The 19,826-nt window shown below is 73.6% G+C and carries 16 protein-coding genes; 9 read left to right on the top strand and 7 right to left on the bottom strand.

The features are described from left to right. Positions 1–56: 56 nt before the first annotated feature. The 3 genes from ACZ49B_RS17905 to ACZ49B_RS17915 all read left to right on the top strand — a co-directional run bounded on the left by ACZ49B_RS17905 (position 57) and on the right by ACZ49B_RS17915 (position 3,179). Positions 57–1,046, top strand: coding sequence for an ATP-binding cassette domain-containing protein (locus ACZ49B_RS17905; RefSeq protein WP_468306591.1), 990 nt, complete (start codon positions 57–59; stop codon positions 1,044–1,046). Then, positions 1,043–1,831, top strand: coding sequence for an ABC transporter permease (locus tag ACZ49B_RS17910; RefSeq protein WP_468306594.1), 789 nt, complete (start codon positions 1,043–1,045; stop codon positions 1,829–1,831). The genes ACZ49B_RS17905 and ACZ49B_RS17910 overlap by 4 nt, the downstream gene beginning before the upstream one ends. Positions 1,832–1,997: 166 nt before the next feature. Continuing rightward, positions 1,998–3,179, top strand: coding sequence for a CaiB/BaiF CoA transferase family protein (locus ACZ49B_RS17915; protein WP_468306751.1), 1,182 nt, complete (start codon positions 1,998–2,000; stop codon positions 3,177–3,179). Positions 3,180–3,217: 38 nt separating this feature from the next. Here the strand turns inward: ACZ49B_RS17915 and ACZ49B_RS17920 are convergent, their stop codons facing one another. Further along, positions 3,218–3,487, bottom strand: a complete 270-nt coding sequence (locus tag ACZ49B_RS17920) for a hypothetical protein (protein WP_030723188.1) — start codon at positions 3,485–3,487, stop codon at positions 3,218–3,220. 366 nt (positions 3,488–3,853) lie between these two features. Between ACZ49B_RS17920 and ACZ49B_RS17925 the strand changes: the two genes are divergently transcribed. Then, positions 3,854–5,536, top strand: a complete 1,683-nt coding sequence (locus tag ACZ49B_RS17925) for a serine/threonine-protein kinase (protein ID WP_468306753.1) — start codon at positions 3,854–3,856, stop codon at positions 5,534–5,536. Positions 5,537–5,545: 9 nt separating this feature from the next. Here ACZ49B_RS17925 and ACZ49B_RS17930 read toward each other — a convergent pair whose 3' ends face one another. Further along, positions 5,546–6,349, bottom strand: a complete 804-nt coding sequence (locus ACZ49B_RS17930; protein ID WP_468306755.1) for an SGNH/GDSL hydrolase family protein — start codon at positions 6,347–6,349, stop codon at positions 5,546–5,548. 206 nt (positions 6,350–6,555) lie between these two features. On the opposite strand from ACZ49B_RS17930, the gene ACZ49B_RS17935 reads away from it, so the two are divergent. Continuing rightward, complete coding sequence (locus ACZ49B_RS17935) at positions 6,556–7,656, top strand: DUF5925 domain-containing protein (protein ID WP_468306597.1); 1,101 nt, start codon at positions 6,556–6,558, stop codon at positions 7,654–7,656. Between the two features lie 38 nt (positions 7,657–7,694). Here the strand turns inward: ACZ49B_RS17935 and ACZ49B_RS17940 are convergent, their stop codons facing one another. Beyond that, the gene (locus ACZ49B_RS17940) at positions 7,695–8,081 is read right to left on the bottom strand and encodes a GntR family transcriptional regulator (protein WP_468306600.1); all 387 of its coding nucleotides are present in this window, start codon (positions 8,079–8,081) and stop codon (positions 7,695–7,697) included. A gap of 72 nt (positions 8,082–8,153) precedes the next feature. Here ACZ49B_RS17940 and ACZ49B_RS17945 point away from each other — a divergent pair, with 72 nt between their 5' ends. Together ACZ49B_RS17945 and ACZ49B_RS17950 are read left to right on the top strand one after the other, a co-directional pair. After that, positions 8,154–9,104 (top strand): GNAT family N-acetyltransferase, encoded by a 951-nt coding sequence (locus tag ACZ49B_RS17945; RefSeq protein ID WP_468306603.1) that lies wholly within the window; start codon positions 8,154–8,156, stop codon positions 9,102–9,104. Next, positions 9,101–9,586, top strand: coding sequence for a ribonuclease FAU-1 family protein (locus ACZ49B_RS17950; RefSeq protein ID WP_468306606.1), 486 nt, complete (start codon positions 9,101–9,103; stop codon positions 9,584–9,586). Before ACZ49B_RS17945 ends, ACZ49B_RS17950 begins: the two co-directional genes overlap by 4 nt. Before the next feature lie 330 nt (positions 9,587–9,916). Here ACZ49B_RS17950 and ACZ49B_RS17955 read toward each other — a convergent pair whose 3' ends face one another. Beyond that, positions 9,917–10,378 (bottom strand): nucleotidyltransferase domain-containing protein, encoded by a 462-nt coding sequence (locus ACZ49B_RS17955; protein ID WP_468306608.1) that lies wholly within the window; start codon positions 10,376–10,378, stop codon positions 9,917–9,919. Positions 10,379–11,669: 1,291 nt separating this feature from the next. Here ACZ49B_RS17955 and ACZ49B_RS17960 point away from each other — a divergent pair. Continuing rightward, the gene (locus ACZ49B_RS17960) at positions 11,670–12,719 is read left to right on the top strand and encodes a lytic polysaccharide monooxygenase (protein WP_468306611.1); all 1,050 of its coding nucleotides are present in this window, start codon (positions 11,670–11,672) and stop codon (positions 12,717–12,719) included. 90 nt (positions 12,720–12,809) lie between these two features. On the opposite strand, the gene ACZ49B_RS17965 is transcribed toward ACZ49B_RS17960, so the two are convergent. Further along, on the bottom strand, positions 12,810–13,676 hold the full coding sequence (locus tag ACZ49B_RS17965; protein ID WP_468306613.1) for an esterase/lipase family protein: 867 nt from the start codon (positions 13,674–13,676) through the stop codon (positions 12,810–12,812). A gap of 202 nt (positions 13,677–13,878) precedes the next feature. On the opposite strand from ACZ49B_RS17965, the gene ACZ49B_RS17970 reads away from it, so the two are divergent. After that, positions 13,879–15,027 (top strand): acyl-CoA dehydrogenase, encoded by a 1,149-nt coding sequence (locus ACZ49B_RS17970; RefSeq protein ID WP_468306616.1) that lies wholly within the window; start codon positions 13,879–13,881, stop codon positions 15,025–15,027. A 185-nt stretch (positions 15,028–15,212) separates the two neighbouring features. Here the strand turns inward: ACZ49B_RS17970 and ACZ49B_RS17975 are convergent, their stop codons facing one another. Continuing rightward, positions 15,213–16,202, bottom strand: a complete 990-nt coding sequence (locus tag ACZ49B_RS17975; protein WP_468306619.1) for a DNA polymerase Y family protein — start codon at positions 16,200–16,202, stop codon at positions 15,213–15,215. Continuing rightward, positions 16,199–19,735 (bottom strand): DNA polymerase III subunit alpha, encoded by a 3,537-nt coding sequence (locus tag ACZ49B_RS17980; RefSeq protein ID WP_468306622.1) that lies wholly within the window; start codon positions 19,733–19,735, stop codon positions 16,199–16,201. The genes ACZ49B_RS17975 and ACZ49B_RS17980 overlap by 4 nt, the downstream gene beginning before the upstream one ends. Between the last annotated feature and the right edge of the window lie 91 nt (positions 19,736–19,826).

The raw sequence follows: 19,826 nt of genomic DNA on the forward strand, positions 1-19,826 counted from the left end.
CACCTCGCCCTCATCCTAGTTACGTACAGCGTACGCAGTGAGGTAGGGTCCACTGCATGACAACTACGTACGCTGTACTTAGTGAAGCTCTGGAGAAGCGTTTCGGCGAGGTCCACGCCTTGCGCGGCCTCGACCTGGCCGTGCCGGAGGGCGCGGTCTGCGGCCTCCTCGGGCCCAACGGCGCGGGCAAGACCACCGCCGTGCGGATCCTCACCACGCTGACCCGGCCCACCGGCGGCCGCGCCCTCGTCGCCGGCCACGACGTCACGCGCGAACCGGCCGCCGTCCGCCGCGCCATCGGGGTCACCGGCCAGTACGCCTCGGTCGACGGGGATCTGACGGGCCGGGAGAACCTGCGGCTCTTCGCCCGCCTCGCCGGAGTGCGCGGGACGGCCGGGCGGGCCCGCGCCGACGAGCTGCTGGAGCGCTTCGGCCTGGGCGAGGCCGCGGACCGGGTGGCCTCCACCTGGTCCGGCGGGATGCGCCGCCGCCTCGACCTGGCGGCCGGGCTCATCACCCGCCCCCGGGTGCTCTTCCTCGACGAGCCCACCACGGGCCTCGATCCGGCGGCCCGCGAGCACATCTGGACGGCGGTTCGAGCGCTCGCCGACGAGGGCACGACCGTCCTGCTCACCACCCAGTACCTCGAGGAGGCCGACCGCCTCGCCGACGACATCGTGGTCGTCGACCGCGGCCGGGCCGTCGCCACGGGCAGCCCGGCCGAACTCAAGTCCCGGATCGGCGCGTACGCCGAGGTGACCGTCACCGCGGCCGAGGCGCTGCCCGGCGCGGCCGTCGTACTCGACCAGCTGACCGGCGGCCTGCCCGTACTCGACCGGGAGCGCCTCACCGCCGGGGCGACCGTCCTGGACCAAGGGCTCACCCTGCCCCGGATCATCCGCGCGCTCGACCACGCCGGGGTCCCGGTCACCGACGCGAGCCTGCGCCCGCCCACCCTCGACGAGGTCTTCCTGCGCCTCACCCGGAGCCCGCTGGCACAGGCGGCACAGCCGGCGCAGCCGGCAGAGACGGAGCACGCGTCATGAGCACCCTGCTGTCGGACGGCGGCGCCGTCCTCACCCGCCAGCTGCAGAAGGCCCGGCACGCGCCCGCGCTGCTGATCCTCACCCAGACCATGCCGATCACGATGCTGCTCTTCTTCGGCTACGTCTTCGGCAGCGCGCTCGCCATGCCGGGCTCCGAGTACCGGGAGTTCCTGGTGCCCGGGCTGCTCGCCGCCACCGCCGCGAACGGCCTGATGACCGGCATGTTCACGGCCGCGCAGGACGCCCACCGCGGGGTGACGGACCGTTTCCGCACCCTGCCGATGAGCCGCGCGGCCGTGCCGCTGGGGCAGACCGCCGCCGACCTGCTGACCACGGCGGCCTCCATGGTGCCGGTGATGCTGGTCGGGCTCGCGATGGGCTGGCGGATCGAGAACGGACTCCCGGGCGCGCTGGGGGCGCTCGGCGTGCTGCTGCTGTTCCGCTTCGCCACCGCGTGGGTGGGGACGTACCTCGGGCTGCTGAGCCGGAGCGAGGAGGCGGCGGGCCAGCTCGGCAGCGCCACCTTCGTCCTGCCGATGCTGTCCAGCGCGTACCTGCCGACCGCCGGACTGCCCGGGTGGCTGCGCACGGTCGCCGAGTGGAACCCGATCAGCGCCGTCGCCACGGCGGTGCGCGCCCTGTGCGGAAACGCCGGTGGCGAGGCCGCGGCGGGCGCCGCCTGGCCGGCGGCGCACCCGGTCGCGGGGGCCGTCGCATGGTCCCTGCTCCTGCTGGTCCTCTTCGCTCCGCCGGCCACCCGCAGGTTCGCGGGCGGCCGGGACTGAGACGGGCGCCACAGGCGGACGAACCACGCACAGCGTGCGATGTCGACCGCCCGTGTGGTGACAGCCGGGGGTCCCAACCGGTAGGCAGGCTGTCATGACAGCCGACTCGCCCGCGCCCGAGCGCCCTGCGCACTCCCGTCCCACGCAACCCCGCCCCGTGGAACCCCTGCCCCTCGACGGCGTCACCGTCGTCGCCGTCGAACAGGCCGTCTCGGCCCCCTTCGCCACCCGCCAGCTCGCCGACCTCGGCGCCCGGGTGATCAAGGTCGAGCGGCCCGACGGCGGCGACTTCGCGCGTGCCTACGACACCGCCGCGCAGGGACTGGCCTCGCACTTCGTCTGGGCAAACCGCGGCAAGGAGTCGATCGCGCTCGACCTGAAGGACCCGCGCGGCCGGGAGGTCCTGCACGGGCTGCTCGACGGGGCCGACGTCTTCGTCCAGAACCTCGCCCAGGGCGCCGCCGCCCGGCTCGGGCTCGACTCGGCCGCGCTGTGCGCGCGCTACCCGCGGCTGGTCGCCGTCGACATCTCCGGGTACGGGGCCGAGGGCCCGTACGCCCACAAGCGCGCCTACGACATGCTCGTGCAGTGCGAGGCGGGGCTGGTCTCGGTGACCGGCACCCCGGAGCAGCCCGTCAAGGCGGGCATCCCGGCCGCGGACATCGCTGCGGCCATGTACGCCTTCTCCGGGGTCCTGGCGGCCCTGCTGCGCCGCGGGGCCACCGGGCGCGGGGGCCGGGTGGAGGTCTCGATGCTCGACGCGCTGGCCGAGTGGATGGGCCATCCGCTGCACCACACGATGCACGGCGGGGAGCAGCCCGTGCGCACGGGCCTCGCGCACGCCGTCATCGCCCCGTACGACGCCTACCCGACGGCGGACGGGGACCGGGTGCTGCTGTCCGTGCAGAACGACCGCGAATGGCGTCGGCTCGCCGAACAGGTGCTGGAGCGGCCCGAGTTGGCCGATGATCCGGCGTACGCGACGAACGCTGCACGCACCCGGGGCCGGGAGAAGACCGACGCCGTGGTCGCCGAGGCGCTGGGCCGGCTGGGCGCGGAGGAGGCGATCGGGCGGCTGGAAGCGGCGGGCATCGCCTGCGCACGGCTGAACTCGGTGGCCCAGCTCGCGGGACATCCGCAGCTGGCGGCACGGGACCGCTGGCGGGAGGTGGGGTCACCGGCCGGTCCGCTGCGGGCACTGCTGCCGCCGATCGGACTGCCGGGAGGCGCGGCACCGCACATGGGTGCGGTGCCCGCGCTCGGCGAACACACCGAGGCCCTGCTGCGCGCCCTGGGGATGACGGGCGCACAGATCACGACACTGCGCCGGGATGGTGTGGTTGCGTAGGGCCGGGGGGCGAAACCAGAAGGGGTCGGGGACGGTTGTTACGAGCGGCGGCTGCCGAAGAGCGTGCGACGCAGACGGCGCAGCGGCGCGAAGAGCGAGACGCGCGCGCTCCGGCTCCGCAGGCGGTGCGTGTGGTCGCGCGAGGTGAGTTCGCGCATCAGCAGGGTCGCCTCGGCCGTCTCGCGGTGCGGGACGGCGGGACCGCCCAGCACAGAGAGGTGGCGGTCGAGGCGCGAGCTGGTCGCGCTGCTGCCGCAGGTGATGGCAGGCACGCGTGGCGGCCTGCTGCGCATTGCTATCTGTTCCATGTTCTCTCCCCACCCGTACGAGGGCACCCGGCCCGGGCAGGTTAACCCTATCGCCCCTGCGTCGTGCTCGGGTATCCCGGTGGTGTGAATTACCCCTATGGCGACGGGGAGTTGACGATTACTCAGCGGAGTCGACCGTCACTCTCCGCAGGGGAGGAGGCCGTTTGAAGGGTCCGTGCGCGAGTCCCGCGCGGACCGGGGCCGCAACGCGTGCACTGCGCTAACTTGGAGTGATCGCCCGCCGACACACGGACAGACCTGGGGGCTCGCGTGAGTGACAACATCGGTGGGGCGGGCGGGGAATCCGCGGCCGGCCGTGTCATCTCGGGCCGGTACCGGCTGCTCGACCTGCTGGGCCGGGGCGGCATGGGCATCGTGTGGCGGGCCCGCGACGAGGTCCTGGGCCGCGAGGTGGCCGTCAAGGAGGTACGGCCTCCGGCCGGGCTGGACGGCGCCGAGATCGGGCGGATGTACCGGCGGCTCGAGCGCGAGGCCTGGGCGGCGGCCCGGGTCTCGCATCGCGGGGTCGTCACGGTCTACGACGTGGCCACCGACGACGGCCGGCCCTGGATCGTGATGGAGCTGGTGCGCGGGCTCTCGCTGGCCGACGTACTGGAGGCCGAGGGGCCGCTGACCCCGCAGCGGGCAGCTCACCTCGGCGAGCAGGTGCTGGCCGCGCTGCGCGCCGCGCACGAGGCGGGGGTGCTGCACCGGGACGTCAAGCCCTCCAACGTGCTGATCGCCAACGACGGACGGATGGTGCTGAGCGACTTCGGGATCGCCAGCCTGGAGGGCTCGTCGTCGATCACGATGACGGGCGAGGTGGTGGGTTCCCCCGAGTTCCTCGCGCCGGAGCGGGCGCTGGGGCGCGATCCGGGTCCCGCGTCGGACCTGTGGTCGCTCGGGGTGATGCTGTACTCCGCCGTCGAGGGGGTCTCACCCTTCCGGCAGGACACCCCGTTGTCCACGCTGCGGGCGGTGGTGGACGAGGAGCTGCCGCCGCCGCGCCGGGCCGGCCCGCTGACGCCGGTGCTGGAGGGGCTGCTGCGCAAGGACCCGGCGGAGCGGCTGCCCGCGGCGGAGGCGGCCCGGATGCTGCGGATCATCGGGGCGGGCGGGATCCTGCGGGGCTCCGGCGGGGCGGTGTCGGGTCCGGACTCGCCGACGGCCACGGCGCACCAACGGCTCGGCGCACCGGACGCGCAGGGACGGGCCGAGGGGCCCACCCCGCCGATGCCGGTGCCGATGCCCGCTCCTATGCCGGGCGCTGCCCCGGCGGGCCGCGGGGCGCCGCGCGAGGGGCGGGCCGGGCTGGTGCTGATCGCCGGGATCGTGGTGCTGCTGCTGGCGGTGGTCGCCCTGGGGTGGCTGCTGCTCAGGGAGCGCGAGGAGCCGGGCGGGAGCGGCACCGGCCCGACGGGGCCTGCGACCACCTCGGCCGCGGCGACCGCGAGCGCCTCCGGATCGGGGTCGCCCTCCGCGTCCCCCACGCCGTCGCCGTCGCCGTCCGCTTCGCCGTCGGCCACGCCCGCGCCGCACTTCGCCGTGTCGGTGCGCGCCGTACGGACGGACTACCGCGGGGCCTGCCCGCCGCCCGCCGAGCAGGCGCCCGCCTTCACGGCGACCGTCGATGCGGACCGTACGCCCGCCGTGCTGGAGTACCGCTGGGCGACGCGCAGCGGGGTGACCTCCGGCCCCGGCTGGCAGTCCGTCACGTACGCGGCGGACGGCCCCCGGAGCCGGCAGCTGGACCACACCGAGCTCACGTACTACCCGAGCGCGACCTTCGACGACGCGGTCCGGCTGGAGGTGCGCGGGCCGGACCCGACGGCCTCGGAGTGGGTGGACTTCTCCGTGACGTGCGAGGAGGGGGAGACCCCGACGGGCGGGCCCTCCCCCTCCCCCGGTCCGAGCGGTACGCCGGCCCCGGTGTCGGCAGGGCCCGTACCGGCGGGACCGGCGACGCCCGACGCCGCGGAGCCGGAGGCCTCGGAGCCGCAAGCCTCGGACCCGGAGGCCGCTCCGGAGCCCGAAGCCGCGGCTTCGTAGCCCTCCGGGTCAGGCGGCGTTGGTGAGGACGGGCAGGTAGCCGCCGGACTGTCCGGCGGCGGTGGGGTGGTACGACTCGCCGATGTTGAGCCAGTTGACGCTGTGCAGCCACGCGTCGCCGGAGCAGATCTCGTGGCCGGTGAAGGCGCCGGCGACCGAGGCGAAGGTGAACCCGTGGTTGGCGGCGCGTTTGGCGATGGCGGCGTTCAGGTAGTCGGACGCGCCGTTGATGGCGGAGCGCTCGCCCTCCGTGAGTCCGGTGGCGCAGGTGCCGTTCAGCTTGTAGAAGCGGGGATAGCCGAGGACGACGACGTGCGCGCCGGGCGCCCGGCCGTGGATGGCGGTGTAGACCTGGTCGAGCTGGCCGGGGAGGGTGGAGTCGACGTACGCCTTGGCCTGGTTGACGCGGTTGATGCAGGTGGATTCCGACTGGAGCACACAGGTCGTCATGACGTCGGAGAATCCGGCGTCGTTGCCACCGATGGTGATGCTGACCAGGTCGGTGCCGGAGTTCAGCGGGCCGAGCTGGCCGGAGAGGACGTCACCCGTACGGGCGCCCGAGCAGGCGGTGAAGGAGAAGGTCTGTGGGGAATGGGCGGCGGCCCACAGGGCCGGGTAGGCGCGGGAGGTGCGCTTGCAGTTGCCGCTCCCGCTGTCGTAGTTGCCGGCGCCGACGCCGGAGGAGTACGAGTCGCCGAGGGCGACGTAACCGAAATCGGCCGTGGCGGCGGCCGCCTGTCCCGCGCCGAACAGGGCGGCGCCCGCGGCGAGTAACAGGGAGGAGGTCAGGGCGGCGAAGCGCGACATCTTCATGCTCATGTGTGCGGCTCCTTGTGGGGGTTACTCCTGAGTCCGTGGTACAAGGAGCCGGGGATGGCTGGAAGTGTCCATGCCAAGAATGTTCAGGGCAGAGTTGCCAGCCGAACCTTCACCACCGGTGCGTTTGAAGAGGGAACTTGGGCACCCGATCCAGCGAAACACGGGTGCACGCGGCCACTTCGTGCCGGATCATGGGCGCCATGCCAGCCAACCCGCATGACGCGCTGCCGATCCGGCTCAACGTCGACGACAGCGATTCACCGTCTGATGTCGTGGACGCGCTGTTCCTCGGCCGGTTCGCGTCCGGCGAGCAGCCGTACTCGCACAGCGTGACGATCGAGCGGGTGAAGGCGGAGGCGACCCTGCTGCCGCCCGAGGCCACCGTGCTGCGCTCGGCCCGCGACTCCGACCGCAGCGCCACCCTCGCGGAGGGCGAGGGCTGGACGATGCTCGTCTCGCGCTGGAGCCGGGGCGCGGACGTGACGGTGACGGCGGTCAGCGACGAACTCGCCTCCAGCGTGCTCGGCGAGGCCACGGAGGGGGTGCAGGACGAGCCAGAACCGCAGCCGGAGAACGTCACGATGGGCTTCTGGTACGTCTCCCCGCGCCGCGGCCCGTACCGGACGACCCGCCAGATCGCGGCCGGGACCTGGGCGGAGGTGCGGCCCAACTACACGGCGCCGGTGGCCGGGGCGATGGACCGGCTGATGAAGGTGACCCCGGACGACATCGCGGGGCGGCTGCTCCTGCTGCACGGCCCGCCGGGGACGGGCAAGACCTCGGCGCTGCGGACGCTGGCCCGGTCGTGGCGGGACTGGTGCCAGGTGGACTGCGTCCTGGACCCGGAGCGGCTGTTCAACGACGTCGGCTACCTGATGGACATCGCGATCGGCGAGGACGAGGGCACGGCGAAGGGCCGGTGGCGGCTGCTCCTGCTGGAGGACTGCGACGAGCTGATCCGCGGCGAGGCCCGGCACACGGCCGGCCAGGCACTGTCGCGGCTGCTGAACCTGACGGACGGTTTGCTGGGGCAGGGCCGCAACGTGCTGGTCGGCGTCACCACGAACGAGGACCTGGAACGGCTCCACCCGGCGGTGGTCCGGCCGGGCCGCTGCCTGGCGCGGATCGAGGTGGGCCGCCTGACGCACGGCGAGGCGGTGGACTGGCTGGGCACGGACGAGGGGGTTCCGCGCGAGGGCGCCACGCTGGCCGAACTGTTCGCGCTGCGCCGGGGCACGGGCCCCTCGGCGCTGCTGCCGCCGCAGGGCCAGCACGGTTCGGAAGCGGGCCTGTACCTGTAGGGCCCCCTCGTGCAGGGTCGTACGGGGGCTTGGTGTCGCTAGTTTCCGTACCGGGCGCGCAGGGCGTCGAGGGCGGCCGACGTGGCCTCGTCGAAGGTCAGGCCCAGCCGCTTCGCGCGCTCCGCGTAGGCCTGCGCGGCGGTGGCCGCCTCCCGGGCGGCCCCGTCGCCGGCCGCCGCGATGAAGGTCCCGTTCCGGCCGCGGGTCTCGATCACCCCGTCGCCCTCGAGCGCCCGGTAGGCCTTCGCGACCGTGTTCGCCGCCAGCCCCAGCTCCTCCGCGAGCCCGCGCACCGTGGGCAGCTTGTACCCGACCGGCAGGTCTCCCGCCCGCGCCGCCTCCGAGATCTGGGCGCGCAGCTGCTCGTACGGGGCGGCCGCGCCGGCCGCGCCGTCGATCCGGATCTTCAGGTTCGTCGAGGTCACCCGGCGATTCTCCCCCATCTCCGGGGAAAATTCGGAGGCATCCGCCCCCTGCCCGCACCTACGGTCGACGGCATGACCGTTTCGATCCGCGACCTCCGCCCGGGCGACCCCTCGGACGCGGAGTCCGTTGTACGGGTGCGCCGCTCCTCACTGCCCTTCCTGATCGCCACCGCCGACGGCGTCGCCTTCGAGCTGTCCTCCGCCGCTCCGGCCAAGCGCCATCGCCTCCTCGTCGCCGAGACCGCGGACGGCCGCATCGTCGGCACCGCCGAGGCCGGTCTCGCGTACGACGGCCCGGAGCCCGGCCTGTCGTTCGTCAACGCGTACGTCGACCCCGCGCACCGCGGCGGCGGCGCGGGCACCGCCCTGCTGCGGACGGCCGAGGAATACCTGGCCGCGGAGGGCGCCGCGAGCACGTACGCCTGGGTGTTGGACGAGCCCGCCCCCCGTGCTTTCGCCGAGCGGCGCGGATACCGCCCGAGCCGTTCCGCGCACTTCCTGCGCCTGGACCTGGCCTCCGCCGCCCTGCCTCCGTACCCGGACGCGCTGCCCGCGGGGGTCGAGCTGCGCCCCGGCAGCGCTTTCGCCGCCGACCCGCGACCGCTGTACGAGGCCGACGCGGAGGCCTCCGGCGACGAACCGGGCGACGTGCCGGCGGAGCTGGACGACTACGAGGACTGGCTCGCCACCGTCTGGCGCCACCCCGACCTCGACAAGGAGCTGACCACGGTCGTCCTGGTCGACGGGGTCGTGGCCGCGTTCTGCGCCGCCCGGACGGACGGGGCCACCCGCTACGGCTCGGCGATGACGGGCACCCTGCGCGCCTTCCGCGGCCGCGGCCTGGCCAAGCTCGCCAAGACCGACTCCCTGCACCGGGCCCGCACCGCCGGCTGCACGGAGGCCTTCACGGGCAACGACACCGGGAACGAGCCGATGCTCGCCATCAACAAGTGGTTCGGATACGAGATCTGCGCGACCGAGACGCGCTACGCGAAGCAACTGAAGGGACCCCAGCAGTCATGAGCAGCACCGGGCTGACCGTCGCCCTCACCAAGGCGGGCCGCACCAAGATCCGCTACCCCGCCGCCCTGGTCGCGGACACGGGCGACCGGATCTCCGTACGCGCCCCCTGGGCGGCCGACGGCGTACGGGACTTCGGCTTCGTGCGCTTCGAACCGGGCGACGTGTTCACCGAGCACTTCTGGCGGACGCGCTGGTACGCGGTCAAGGAGGTGCGGACGGGCGAGGGCGTCCTCAAGGGCTGGTACTGCGACGTCACGCGCCCGGCGGTGGTGCAGGACGGCGAGATCCTCGTCGAGGACCTGGACCTGGACCTGTGGGTGTCGGCGGACGGCTCCGCGGTCCTGCGGCTGGACGAGGACGAGTTCGCGGCGAGCGGGCTCACGGAGACCGACCCCGAGGCGGCGGCCGAGGCCGTCCGCGCCCTCGACACCCTGGCCGCCCAGGCCCTCGCGCCGACCGGTCTGACCGCCCTCCTCAGGTGAAAACGGCTGCTCCGGCCCTCTTTCTGTAGGCCCGCTTAGCGGTTCCTCAAGCGGGCCCTAAGGCTCTCGGACGAGGTCCGAGAAGAGCGTCTATGCAGGTCAGAAGGTTACCCAATGGCCCCGGTTTGGCTCCAGGAAGCCAAACCGGGAGCCACGGGCCGTGGATCACGACGCCTGCGACCAGGGGGCGCCTCAGCGGTCCCCCGCGAGAAGATCTGGTCCATCGCTTCCGCGCCCTCCGCGATCACCGGCCGCAGCTACTTTAATGGTGACGTCGGGTTTTGGAACTGTCCGAATACCCCTTGAGCTGGCCGTTCGCCGCCGGGGTCGTCACGATTGGCAGGCCCGGATAAGAGACGCAAGGACAGTGCCCGGGTCGTGCAGGGGACGGGCTCCGTCGGTGACGACTCGGCGTGTGCCAGGATCCACCGGGTGCGTCTGTGCCCAGTCGGGAGACCCGATGTTGATCTCGACCTCCAGCCCTGACGCTGTGACGAAGCGTCGTTCGCTGATCGGTCCCCACGACTGAGTTCTGATCAGTTTGCCGAGGGCGAGCTCGACGGTCCATGCGTTGTCGGAGTACTGGGACTCGTCAGTCGTGAGAAGGACGAGGTCGATGTCGGAGTCAGGCCGTGCGGCATTGCGAGCGCACGATCCGACAAGTAGGAGACCGACGACGTCATGGCGTCCTGCGGCCCACCGCGTGACGCGGTCGATGATCTCTTTCGTTTCGGCAGCCCGTTCCGGTGAGATCGCAGGTTGCTGACTCGCTGGCTGGTCGTCACGGTGCATCGTGTTGTCTCTCGGGTGAGTAGCGGTGGCTGACTTCCGCGGCGTAGTTGGCCCAGTCGCCGGCGGAGAGACGTTGCCAGGCGACGGCAACGTCGGTGTGGATGCCGAGTGTGCGGGCGAGGATCGCGGCGGGGATCTCGGTGGCGAGCTGGAAGAGGGCGGTGCTGCGGGCCTGGTTGGGCCGGATCCCGAGCTGCTTCAGGCGCTGGGTCAGCTGTGTGGTGCTGATCGGGCGTCCGGGTTGGCCGCCGGGGAAGAGCCATGGAGACGGAGCCAGGGCAGTCCGACGGCGCGGCGGCTGCCCTTCGTGACCGCGTCCCGGGAAACAGCGGTGGCAACCGGCAGACGCTTACGGCACCCGCATGCGGGGTGTACAGCGCCCGCGCCGGGACGAGGTCGACTTACAAAGCAGTTGTCGCCGACTGTCCGCGGATCGCGGCCTATTCGCGGACTCGCGAGGCGGCTCGGAATCCATCCAAGCTCCTGACCTGCGGAGACGCGGGAGGCGTACGGGGCCTGCGGAGCCGTCTGCTGCTCAGTTGGTGGTGCGGGGCGAAAGTACCGGGGATGTGGCGGCGTGATCCGCGCAGGCTGCCCACCAGCTGTCGCCGCCGGCGTCGCTGACCCGCACGCTCCACACCACGGGGCGGGCGCAGGGAGCCCCCCAGGTGCATTCGCCCCGGGCGGAGGCCGTGCCGACCCTGTGGTTGTCCGCCGCCCACTTGCACTTCTCTCGGAGTTCCATGGTGGACATTGAAGCGGAGGTGAGTGCAGTCCCGACGCCGAACAAGTCGATCCACCCGGGCCGTCTGTGGGCCGTAGGAGTGGGACCGGGGGCGGCCGGCGATGACCAATGACGGGCGCCCGGATGCTGGTGGGAACAGGGGTCGAACGTGGTCAGCCTGGTGGTCGGATGGGGGCATGACTTCCCCCGCAACAAGCAGCAGGCGTCTGGGTCGGGGAGCCGGATGGGGAGCCACCGGGGGCGACACGGGGTGGATTCGCCTGGACCGACTTGGACAGCGAGGAGCCGGAAACCCTGGGGTGGAAGGGCTTCGCGGGATTCCTTCCTGAGGCGGTGCTTACCCCTGCCTTAAGTGCACCCTAAGGATCTTCGGGAGGGCCCCGAAAGGGGTGGAACCGCTGGTGCGGAGGGCTAGCTTGGCGGGGCCAGGGAGGCCTGGGGCGGCGCCGGTCCGACGGGGGGCGGCGCCGCCCGGCCCGGTTCCCGGCGCTCCCGGCGCATCCACGACCGTGGTGCCCGCATCGCCGCTCCGAAGGAGATCCACCCATGCCCGCACGCCGCCGCACCGTGACCCGTATCGCCGCAGTCGGTCTCGCCCCGCTCGCGGTGGCCGCGTATGCCGCGGTCCCGGCGGCCGCCCACGGCTCGATGACGGACCCGGTCAGCCGGGTGGCGGCCTGTTACGCGGAGGGGCCGGAGTCTCCGAAGTCGGCGGCGTGCAAGGCCGCGGTGGCGGCGAGCGGCACGCAGGCGTTCTACGACTGGAACGCGGTCAACATCGCCAACGCGGCCGGCAACCACCGGGCGTTGATCCCGAACGGCCAGCTCTGCTCCGCCGGCAACGACAAGTACCGGGGCCTGGACCTGGCCCGCGCCGACTGGCCGGCCGGTCCGATGTCCGCGGGCGAGCACACCTTCCGGTACAAGGGGACCGCCCCGCACAAGGGCTCCTTCGAGCTGTACATCACGAAGGACGGCTACGACCCGGCGAAGCCGCTGAAGTGGTCCGACCTGGAGCCGGCGCCGTTCGCGAAGGCCACCGACCCGGGCATGCAGAACGGGGACTACGTCTTCTCCGGCAGTGTGCCGAACAAGTCCGGGCGGCACCTGATCTACAGCATCTGGCAGCGCTCGGACAGCCCCGAGGCCTTCTACACCTGCTCGGACGTGGTGTTCGGCAAGGACAACGGCGGGAGCGGTGCGAGCGGAGGCACCGGCGGCGCCGGCGGAGGCACCGGCACCGGCACCACCCCGAGCACGAAGCCGAGTACGAAGCCGAGCGCCAAGCCTTCCGCCGACCGCTCCTCGGACGCACCCAAGGCGCCGACGGACCAGCAGATCGCCGACGGCGAGGGCAAGTCCACGGTGGAGCACAACGGCCACGGCGACAACGACCCGAGGACGAACGGCAGCACCGCCCTCGCCCCGGTCCCGTCGGAGTCCCCCGCGGGCACCACCAACCTGGCCGAGACGGGTGGCAGCGGCGCCACCCCGGCGATCGCGATCGCCGGGGCCGGCGTGCTGGCCCTCGGTGCGGCCGTGCTGTTCGGCGTGGCCCGACGCCGTGCGACGGCGCCGGGCCGGCACGGCCGCTAGTCCGGCACGGCCGCTAGTCGGTCGCGGCCGCTAGTCCGTCGCGGCCGCTGGATCTGCCGGTTCAGCCGGGCTGCCTGTGCGTCGGCACCTTCACTCGAAGACCGACGCGCAGGTGGTCCGCGAGGCGTGCGCCGGGTCGAGGGCGTTGACCGCCTCGTGCCAGGCGATCCGGTCGGTGAGCCCGATGGCGACGTGCTCGGAGAGGTCCAGGGGGCACAGGTCCTGGAGCACGACGTTCCGTACGTTGGAGCCGGTCCCCTGGAGGAACGCGCTCCGGTACGGCGTGACGACCTCGTCGTACTTGGTCGCGATGACGGTGTACTGGACCCCGGGGACGGTGTCCCCGCCCGCGTTCAGCTTGGTGACGAAGGCGGATCCGGCGATCTGGTCGGCCAGCCCCGGGGTCGCGGAGCTGATCAGGTCCTCGGCGCCGGGGAAGTACGGGAGCAGCTGGGTGAGTCCGCTCAGGGTGGTTCCGTGGTTGTCGGGAGCGAGCCCGACCAGGGCGTTGACCTTGGGGGCGCCGCCGAGGAACTTGAGGTAGTAGTTCGGCATCATGCCGCCCTGCGAGTGGCCGACGATGTCGGTCTTCGCGGCTCCGGTGGAGGCCAGCACCTTGTCGACGAAGACGTCGAGCTGCCCGGCCGACTCGTCGATGGGGCCGAGCCCGTTGAAGAACGGCACGCCGGGCAGCTGCCCGTAGTCGAGCGAGTAGACGCAGTACCCGCGGTGGACGAGGTAGGGGGCGAATCCGAGCCAGTTGTCGACGGAGTTCCCGAACGTGCCGTGGACGAGGACGACGGGGCGGGGATGGGCGGCGGAGGGCTTGCAGGACCAGTTGTTCCAGCCACTGCTGGGTGCGGACGCGGCCTGCACGGCGCCGGTGGGGGCGACGAGGGCGGCTGCGGCGAGGGTGAGGACGGCCAGCGGGCGGAGCAGGCGTCGCCAGGGCAGCATCGAGTGATCTCCTTGCTGGGTCAGGGAAGTACGTGGGGGTTAGTCCCGTGATCCGGATCACAAGGGGGTGCTGCTTCGGCCAAATTACGGGCGAGTAGCAAAACTTGGAAGTTACGCGTCAGTAAAAAAAGCGTGTCGACCCGTGCCCCCGCGCGCCCCCGGGACAATGGGGTCCCCTACTCCGCGTGAGGTGAGTGATCGGATGCAGTGGGCTCCCGGTGCGGGCACGGCCCTGGCCACCCCGCCCGACCTGGCCGCCGACCCGCTCGTCTCCGCGGTCACCGAGGTCGTCGTGGGCACGCTGGGGCCCGTCGCGGAGGAGACCGCCCAGGAGGGCGTGCCGCGGTCGCACCTCGACGCCCTCGCCCGCTGCGGCGCCTACGGGGCGCTCGGTCACGCACCCCGCCCCGAGAGCGGGCTGACCACACGTCAAGTGGTCCGCGAGGTGACCGAGTTGCTGTCGTCGGCGGACCCGTCCACGTGGTTCGTGCACACCCAGCACTTCGCCCTCGTGAAGGCGCTGCACGCGGCCACCGGGCCGGAGGCGGCCGCGCTGCGCGAGCAGTGGGCGCCCGCCCTCTCCTCGGGTGCCAGGCGGGGCACGGCCGGTTTCGCGTTCTTGCGGCACGCGCGGCCGCCCGTCACCGCCGAACCGGCCGCCGACGGGTGGCGGCTGAGCGGCCGGGTGCCCTGGATGACCGGCTGGGGCCTCACCGACGTGGTGTACCTGGGCGCCCTCGCCCCTGGCGACCGGGTGCTGTTCGCCGCGGTGGCCTGCGGGCCTGACGGCGACCCCGGGCTGGTCGCGGGCGGATCCGCGCCGCTGTGGGCGATGAACGGCACCAGCACGGTGGCGGTGGAGGTACGCGACGTACTCGTCCCGCGGAGCGCGGTGATCTCCGTGCAGCCCCGGGCGGAGTGGGCCCGCGCATACGATCTCGAGAACGCGAACGCCCACCCCGCCGTGTTCGGCCACGTGCGCGCCGCGTCCGATTTCCTTCTGCGATCGGCCCCCGCCGCAGGCAGCGCGTACGAGGAGCTCGGCCACCGAGTGGCGCAGGAGGCGGCCCGGCTGCGCTCGGAGGCCTACGCCCTGCGCGACGAACTCCCGCCGGAGGAGCGGGTCGAGGACCGGCTGGCGCTCCGGGCGGCCGCCCTGGAGCTCGGCGTACGGGCGGCCACCGCCTGCGTCGCCGCGACGGGCGGCCGGGCGATCTCGTACGGGAACACCGCCGGCCGCCTCGCCCGCGAGGCCCAGTTCCACCTGATCCAGGCCCAGACCTCCCGGCTCCGCACCGAAATGGCCCGGCGCCTGCTGGGCGGGCTGCAAGGGACTGCCTCGGGGGCCTAGGGCCTGTCTTTGGATCAGGCCGGATCAGGGAGCGGGGCCTGGTGCGTGCGATCGCAAGGCGCAGGAGGGAGTCAACGCGGTGGGGGCACCTCCCAGCGGTAGCTGGGGGACGTTGGCGAGCGACGACAACGCGGCGAGCGCGCGCACCAGGCCCCGCGAGCCCGGCATGATCCGAAAGACAGGCCCTAAGCCGCCTTGTGGAAGGTGGCGGCGGGGCGGACCGTGCCCGGGCCGAAGCGGGCGTTCGCGCGGTCGACGGCCGCCTCCACCGTCAGGCGGGCCTCGCGGACCGGGTCCAGCGAGATCTGCCGGGACACCCGCTCGGCGCCCGTGAGGTCCTCGGCGCGCAGCACCATGCCGGTCAGCCGGGCCCGTTGCAGCCCGGCCGCGTCCAGCAGGCGGTACGCCGCCGCCCGCAGGTCCTCGTCGTGCGCGGACGCCTCCGTGAGCCGCCGGGTGCGCTCCCAGCGGGTGCCGCCGGCGAACTGCAGGGTCAGCGACAGGGACCGGGCGGCCTGGCGGCGGCCGCGCAGGACCGCGCCCAGCCGGACGACCAGGCCGAGGAGCACGGCCCGGGCGTGCGGGCCGTCGAGCTCGTGCCGGGTGAAGCCGCTGCGGACGGCGGCCGATGCGGGCAGGTCCTTCGGGGTGACGGGGCGCGGGTCGATCCCGCGGGCGCGCTCCGCGGCCAGTCGGCCCGCCCGCTGGCCCAGGATCCGTTCGACGGTGCCCGGGGAGACGGCCGCGACCGCGCCGACCGTGTGCAGTCCGTACCCGCGCAGCGCCTCCGCCTGCTTGGGGCCGATGCCGTGCAGGGCCTCCACCGGCAGCGGCCCGAGGAAGGCGTCCGCCCCGCCCTCGGGTACGGCCAGGACGCCGCCGGGCCCGGGCACCCGGGCGGAGGCCGTCGCCGCCACCGCCCAGGTCCCGGCGACCCCGATCCGTACGTCCGTGCCCAGCCGGGCGAGGGCGCGCAGCCGTACCAGCTCGGCGATCCGGCAGGCGTCCGCGCCGAAGTACCGCCGGGCGCCGCGTACGTGCACCAGCGCCGCCCGGGGCGGCAGGGCCTGCACCGTCGGGGAGAACTCCCGCAGGAGTTCCAGGACTTCGCGGTACCCCTCCTCGGACACCGCCGGAGCGCACCGTACGTGCAGGACGCCGTTGGCCGGGGTCATCCCGCGCTCCCCGGGCTGGAGTGCCACAGCTTGCGGCCGGTGGCGGCGCGGTCGCCGGCCGGCTGGAGGTCGGCCCACGGGTTCATCTCGTACCCGGTGGGCAGGTGGATGCGGCGCCCGGAGCCGGCGGAGTCGGATGCACCCCCGGCACCCGGCAGCGGTTCGGCCAGGCGGGCCGCGACCGCGTCCAGGCCGCCCGCGGCCCGCAGTTCCACCAGCTCGGCCAGGTCCCAGGCCGCCGAGCCGACCACGCTCAGGCTCTGCGGTCCGCGCCGCTGGACGACACCCCGTACCAGCAGCAGGAACGAGTGGAAGACGGTGTGCGCGCACGCCTCGTGGCTGTCGTCGAAGAAGGCCAGGTCGACCAGGCCCGTCCCGTCGTCCAGCGTGGTGAAGACGACCCGCTTCCCGGACCGGATCGGCGGGGTCTGGGTGGCCGCCTTGGCCCCCGCGACCAGTACCGTCCGGCCGTGCTCGACCTCGCGCAGCCTGCTGGCCGGGACCGCCCCCAGCTCCGCCAGGAAGGCGTGGTGGTCCTCCATCAAGTGCCGCGAGGCGTCCATGCCGAGCACGCCCAGCTCCGCGCTGAGCCGCTCTGCCTCGTTCAGGTCGGGCAGGCCGACCGGGGCCGTGGACCGCCCGCCGCCCAGCGGGAGCTGGACGCTGCCCTGCCGGGCCCCCGCCGAGCGCTGCGCGCCGTGCAGCTCGGCCACGTGCAGCAGCAGGTCGCGCCGGTTGGCGCCGAAGGCGTCCAGCGCCCCGACCTGGGCGAGCCTTTGGGCGACGGGCCGGCCCGGGTGCGCCCGGTCCCAGAAGTCGCGCAGCGATCCGTACGGCTGCCCTTCCTCGATCCGGAGCGCCTCCGCCTCGCTGATGCCGTGGACGTCGGCCAGGGCCAGCCGGAGCCCCCACACCGGCGGAGCCCCGGTTTCGGACACCAGTTCGATGCGGTGGGCGACCGCCGACCGGTTCACGTCCAGCGGCAGCACCGGGACGCCCCGGCGCCGCGCGTCCGCCAGCAGCAGCCGCTTCGGGTACATCCCCGGGTCGTGCGTGAGCAGTCCGGCGTAGAAAGCGGCCGGGTGGTGCGCCTTCAGCCATGCCGACTGGTACGTCGGCACGGCGAAGGCCACCGCGTGCGCCTTGCAGAAGCCGTACGAGCCGAACGCCTCCACGATCTCCCAGGTCCGGCCGATCACCTCGGCCGAGTAGCCCCGTTCCCCCGCCTTCGCCGCGAACCACACCTTGATCCGCGCCTGCGATTCCGGGTCGGAGAGCCCGCGCCGCACCCGGTCCGCCTCGTCGCGCCCGCAGCCGGTCATGACGTGGACGATCTCGATGATCTGCTCGTGGAAGACCACCACCCCGTACGTCTCGCGCAGCGCCTCCCCCAGGTGCTCGTGCGGGAAGCGGACCGGGGCCCGCCCGTGCCGCGCCTCGATGAACGGCCGCACCATGTCGGCGGCGACCGGACCGGGGCGGAACAACGAGATGTCGACGACCAGGTCGTGGAAGGTCGACGGCTGGAGCCGCCCCACCAGGTCGCGCTGGCCCGGCGACTCGATCTGGAAGCAGCCCAGCGTCTCGGCCGAGCGGATGAGCTCGTACGTCGCCCCGTCGCCCGGAGGGACCTGCGCCGGGTCGTCCAGGTCGAGCTCCTCCCCCGTACCGCGCCGGATCTCCGCGACGGCGTGCGCCATCGCGGACTGCATCCGTACGCCCAGCACGTCGAGCTTGAGCAGTCCGAGGTCCTCCACGTCGTCCTTGTCGAACTGGGACATCGGGAACCCCTCGCCGCTGGTCGGCACCACGGGGGTGCGCTCCAGCAGCGAGGCGTCGGAGAGCAGCACCCCGCACGGGTGCATGGCGATCCCGCGCGGCAGCGCGTCCAGCGCCTCGACGAGCTCCCACAGCCGCCCGTGCTCCTCCTCCCGTACGTCGCGCAGTTCGGGCAGTTCGGCCAGGGCCGCGCGGGCGTCGCGGGCCCGGATGTGCGGGAAGGCCTTGGCGAGCCGGTCGACGGTGGCCGGGTCCATGGACAGGGCGGCGCCGACGTCGCGGATGGCGTGGCGGACCCGGTAGGTCTCGGGCATGGAGACGGTGGCGACGCGCTCGGTGCCGAAGCGGTCGATGATCCGCCGGTAGACCTCCAGCCGGCGGGCGGACTCCACGTCGATGTCGATGTCGGGCAGGACGCGGCGGCGCTTGGACAGGAAGCGCTCCATCAGCAGGCCCTGCTCGACGGGGTCGGCGTGGGCGATGCCGAGGAGGTGGTTGACGAGGGAGCCGGCGCCGGAGCCGCGGGCGGCCACCCGGATGCCCATGGCGCGTACGTCGTCCACGACTTGGGCGACCGTCAGGAAGTACGAGGCGTAGCCGTGGTAGGCGATGATGTCCAGCTCGTGGTGCATCCGCTCCCAGTACGCGCGGTCGTCGGCGTAGCCGCGCAGCACCATGCCGGCGGAGGCCCGGGAGGCCAGGACCCGCTGGGCGGTGCGGTGGGCCGCGCCGACGAGATGGGCCTCGGGGAAGTGCACGGAGCCGATGCCGAGGTCGTCCTCGGGGTCCACCGAGCAGGCCTCGGCAGTACGCCGGGTCTCCGCGAGCAGCCGGCGCGCATCGGCGGGGCCGAGGCCGGCGGCCTGTGCGATCCGGTCGGCGGCCTCGGCCATGGCGGCGGGGTCCTTGAGCCAGCGCTCGCCGCTGTCGAGGGGGCCGCGGGGGTCGACGGGGACGAGGCGGCGGGCCGAGTCGAGGATGTCGGCGACCGGGCCCTGGCCGGGGTCGGCGTACCGGACGGCGTTGGTGAGCACCGCCGGGACGCCCTGCTCGGCGGCGAAGCCGACCGTACGGGCGGCCAGGCGCAGCGAGCCGGGGCCGGTGCCGGTGCGGCCGTGGTGGACGGCCTCCAGGCGCAGCGAGTCCCCGTAGACCTCCCGCCAGGGCGCGAGCAGCCGGGCGGCCCGGTCCGGTCGGCCGGCGGCCAGCGCCCGCCCCACTTCGGACCCGGGGCCGAGCAGTACGTAGACCCCGACGCCGCGCAGTTCCGCCCAGGGCACGGCGGGCTGGGCCTGGGCTGCGCCGCCGGTGCCCGCGTGGGCTGCCGTGACCATCCGGCACAGTTCGGCCCAGCCGGTGGCGCCGTCGCGGGCGAGGAAGGTGGCCCGGGGTGCGGACTCGTCGACGAAGGCGCCGCCCGCGACGGGGGTCCGCCGCCGGGAGGACGGCTCTCCGGAGCCGCCGTGCCCGCCGTGCCCGCCGTGCCCGGATCCGGCCGGGCCGGCTGCGCGGGCCGGGCCCGCCGCGGGCGCGGGGGCGTGCGACACGGCCAGGTCGGCCCCGAACAGGGGACGGATCCCGGCCTTCGCGCATGCCTTCGCGAACCGCACCGCACCCGCAAGGGTGTCGCGGTCGGTCAGGGCGAGGGCGTCCATCCCCCGCTCGACGGCTCGCTCCGCCAGCCGTTCGGGGTGGGAGCCTCCGTAGCGCATGGAGAACCCCGAAACGGTGTGCAGATGCGTAAAACCAGGCACCCGCGGCCTCCTGCTTCGCTCGAACGTGAACACCACCCCCGTCTCCACCATAGAGCAATTCGAATATCCGTGCGAAACATTCGTTCGATGG

This window comes from Streptomyces sp. NPDC031132 (genome assembly GCF_055570595.1).

Excerpts from the sequence above, each read along its gene's own strand:
- ACZ49B_RS17905 (WP_468306591.1), top strand. The coding sequence starts at position 57 with ATGACAACTACGTACGCTGTACTTAGTGAAGCTCTGGAGAAGCGTTTC.
- ACZ49B_RS17910 (WP_468306594.1), top strand. The coding sequence starts at position 1,043 with ATGAGCACCCTGCTGTCGGACGGCGGCGCCGTCCTCACCCGCCAGCTG.
- ACZ49B_RS17920 (WP_030723188.1), bottom strand. The coding sequence starts at position 3,487 with ATGGAACAGATAGCAATGCGCAGCAGGCCGCCACGCGTGCCTGCCATC.
- ACZ49B_RS17925 (WP_468306753.1), top strand. The coding sequence starts at position 3,854 with ATGGGCATCGTGTGGCGGGCCCGCGACGAGGTCCTGGGCCGCGAGGTG.
- ACZ49B_RS17930 (WP_468306755.1), bottom strand. The coding sequence starts at position 6,349 with ATGAAGATGTCGCGCTTCGCCGCCCTGACCTCCTCCCTGTTACTCGCC.
- ACZ49B_RS17935 (WP_468306597.1), top strand. The coding sequence starts at position 6,556 with ATGCCAGCCAACCCGCATGACGCGCTGCCGATCCGGCTCAACGTCGAC.
- ACZ49B_RS17945 (WP_468306603.1), top strand. The coding sequence starts at position 8,154 with ATGACCGTTTCGATCCGCGACCTCCGCCCGGGCGACCCCTCGGACGCG.
- ACZ49B_RS17950 (WP_468306606.1), top strand. The coding sequence starts at position 9,101 with ATGAGCAGCACCGGGCTGACCGTCGCCCTCACCAAGGCGGGCCGCACC.
- ACZ49B_RS17955 (WP_468306608.1), bottom strand. The coding sequence starts at position 10,378 with ATGCACCGTGACGACCAGCCAGCGAGTCAGCAACCTGCGATCTCACCG.
- ACZ49B_RS17960 (WP_468306611.1), top strand. The coding sequence starts at position 11,670 with ATGCCCGCACGCCGCCGCACCGTGACCCGTATCGCCGCAGTCGGTCTC.
- ACZ49B_RS17965 (WP_468306613.1), bottom strand. The coding sequence starts at position 13,676 with ATGCTGCCCTGGCGACGCCTGCTCCGCCCGCTGGCCGTCCTCACCCTC.
- ACZ49B_RS17970 (WP_468306616.1), top strand. The coding sequence starts at position 13,879 with ATGCAGTGGGCTCCCGGTGCGGGCACGGCCCTGGCCACCCCGCCCGAC.
- ACZ49B_RS17975 (WP_468306619.1), bottom strand. The coding sequence starts at position 16,202 with ATGACCCCGGCCAACGGCGTCCTGCACGTACGGTGCGCTCCGGCGGTG.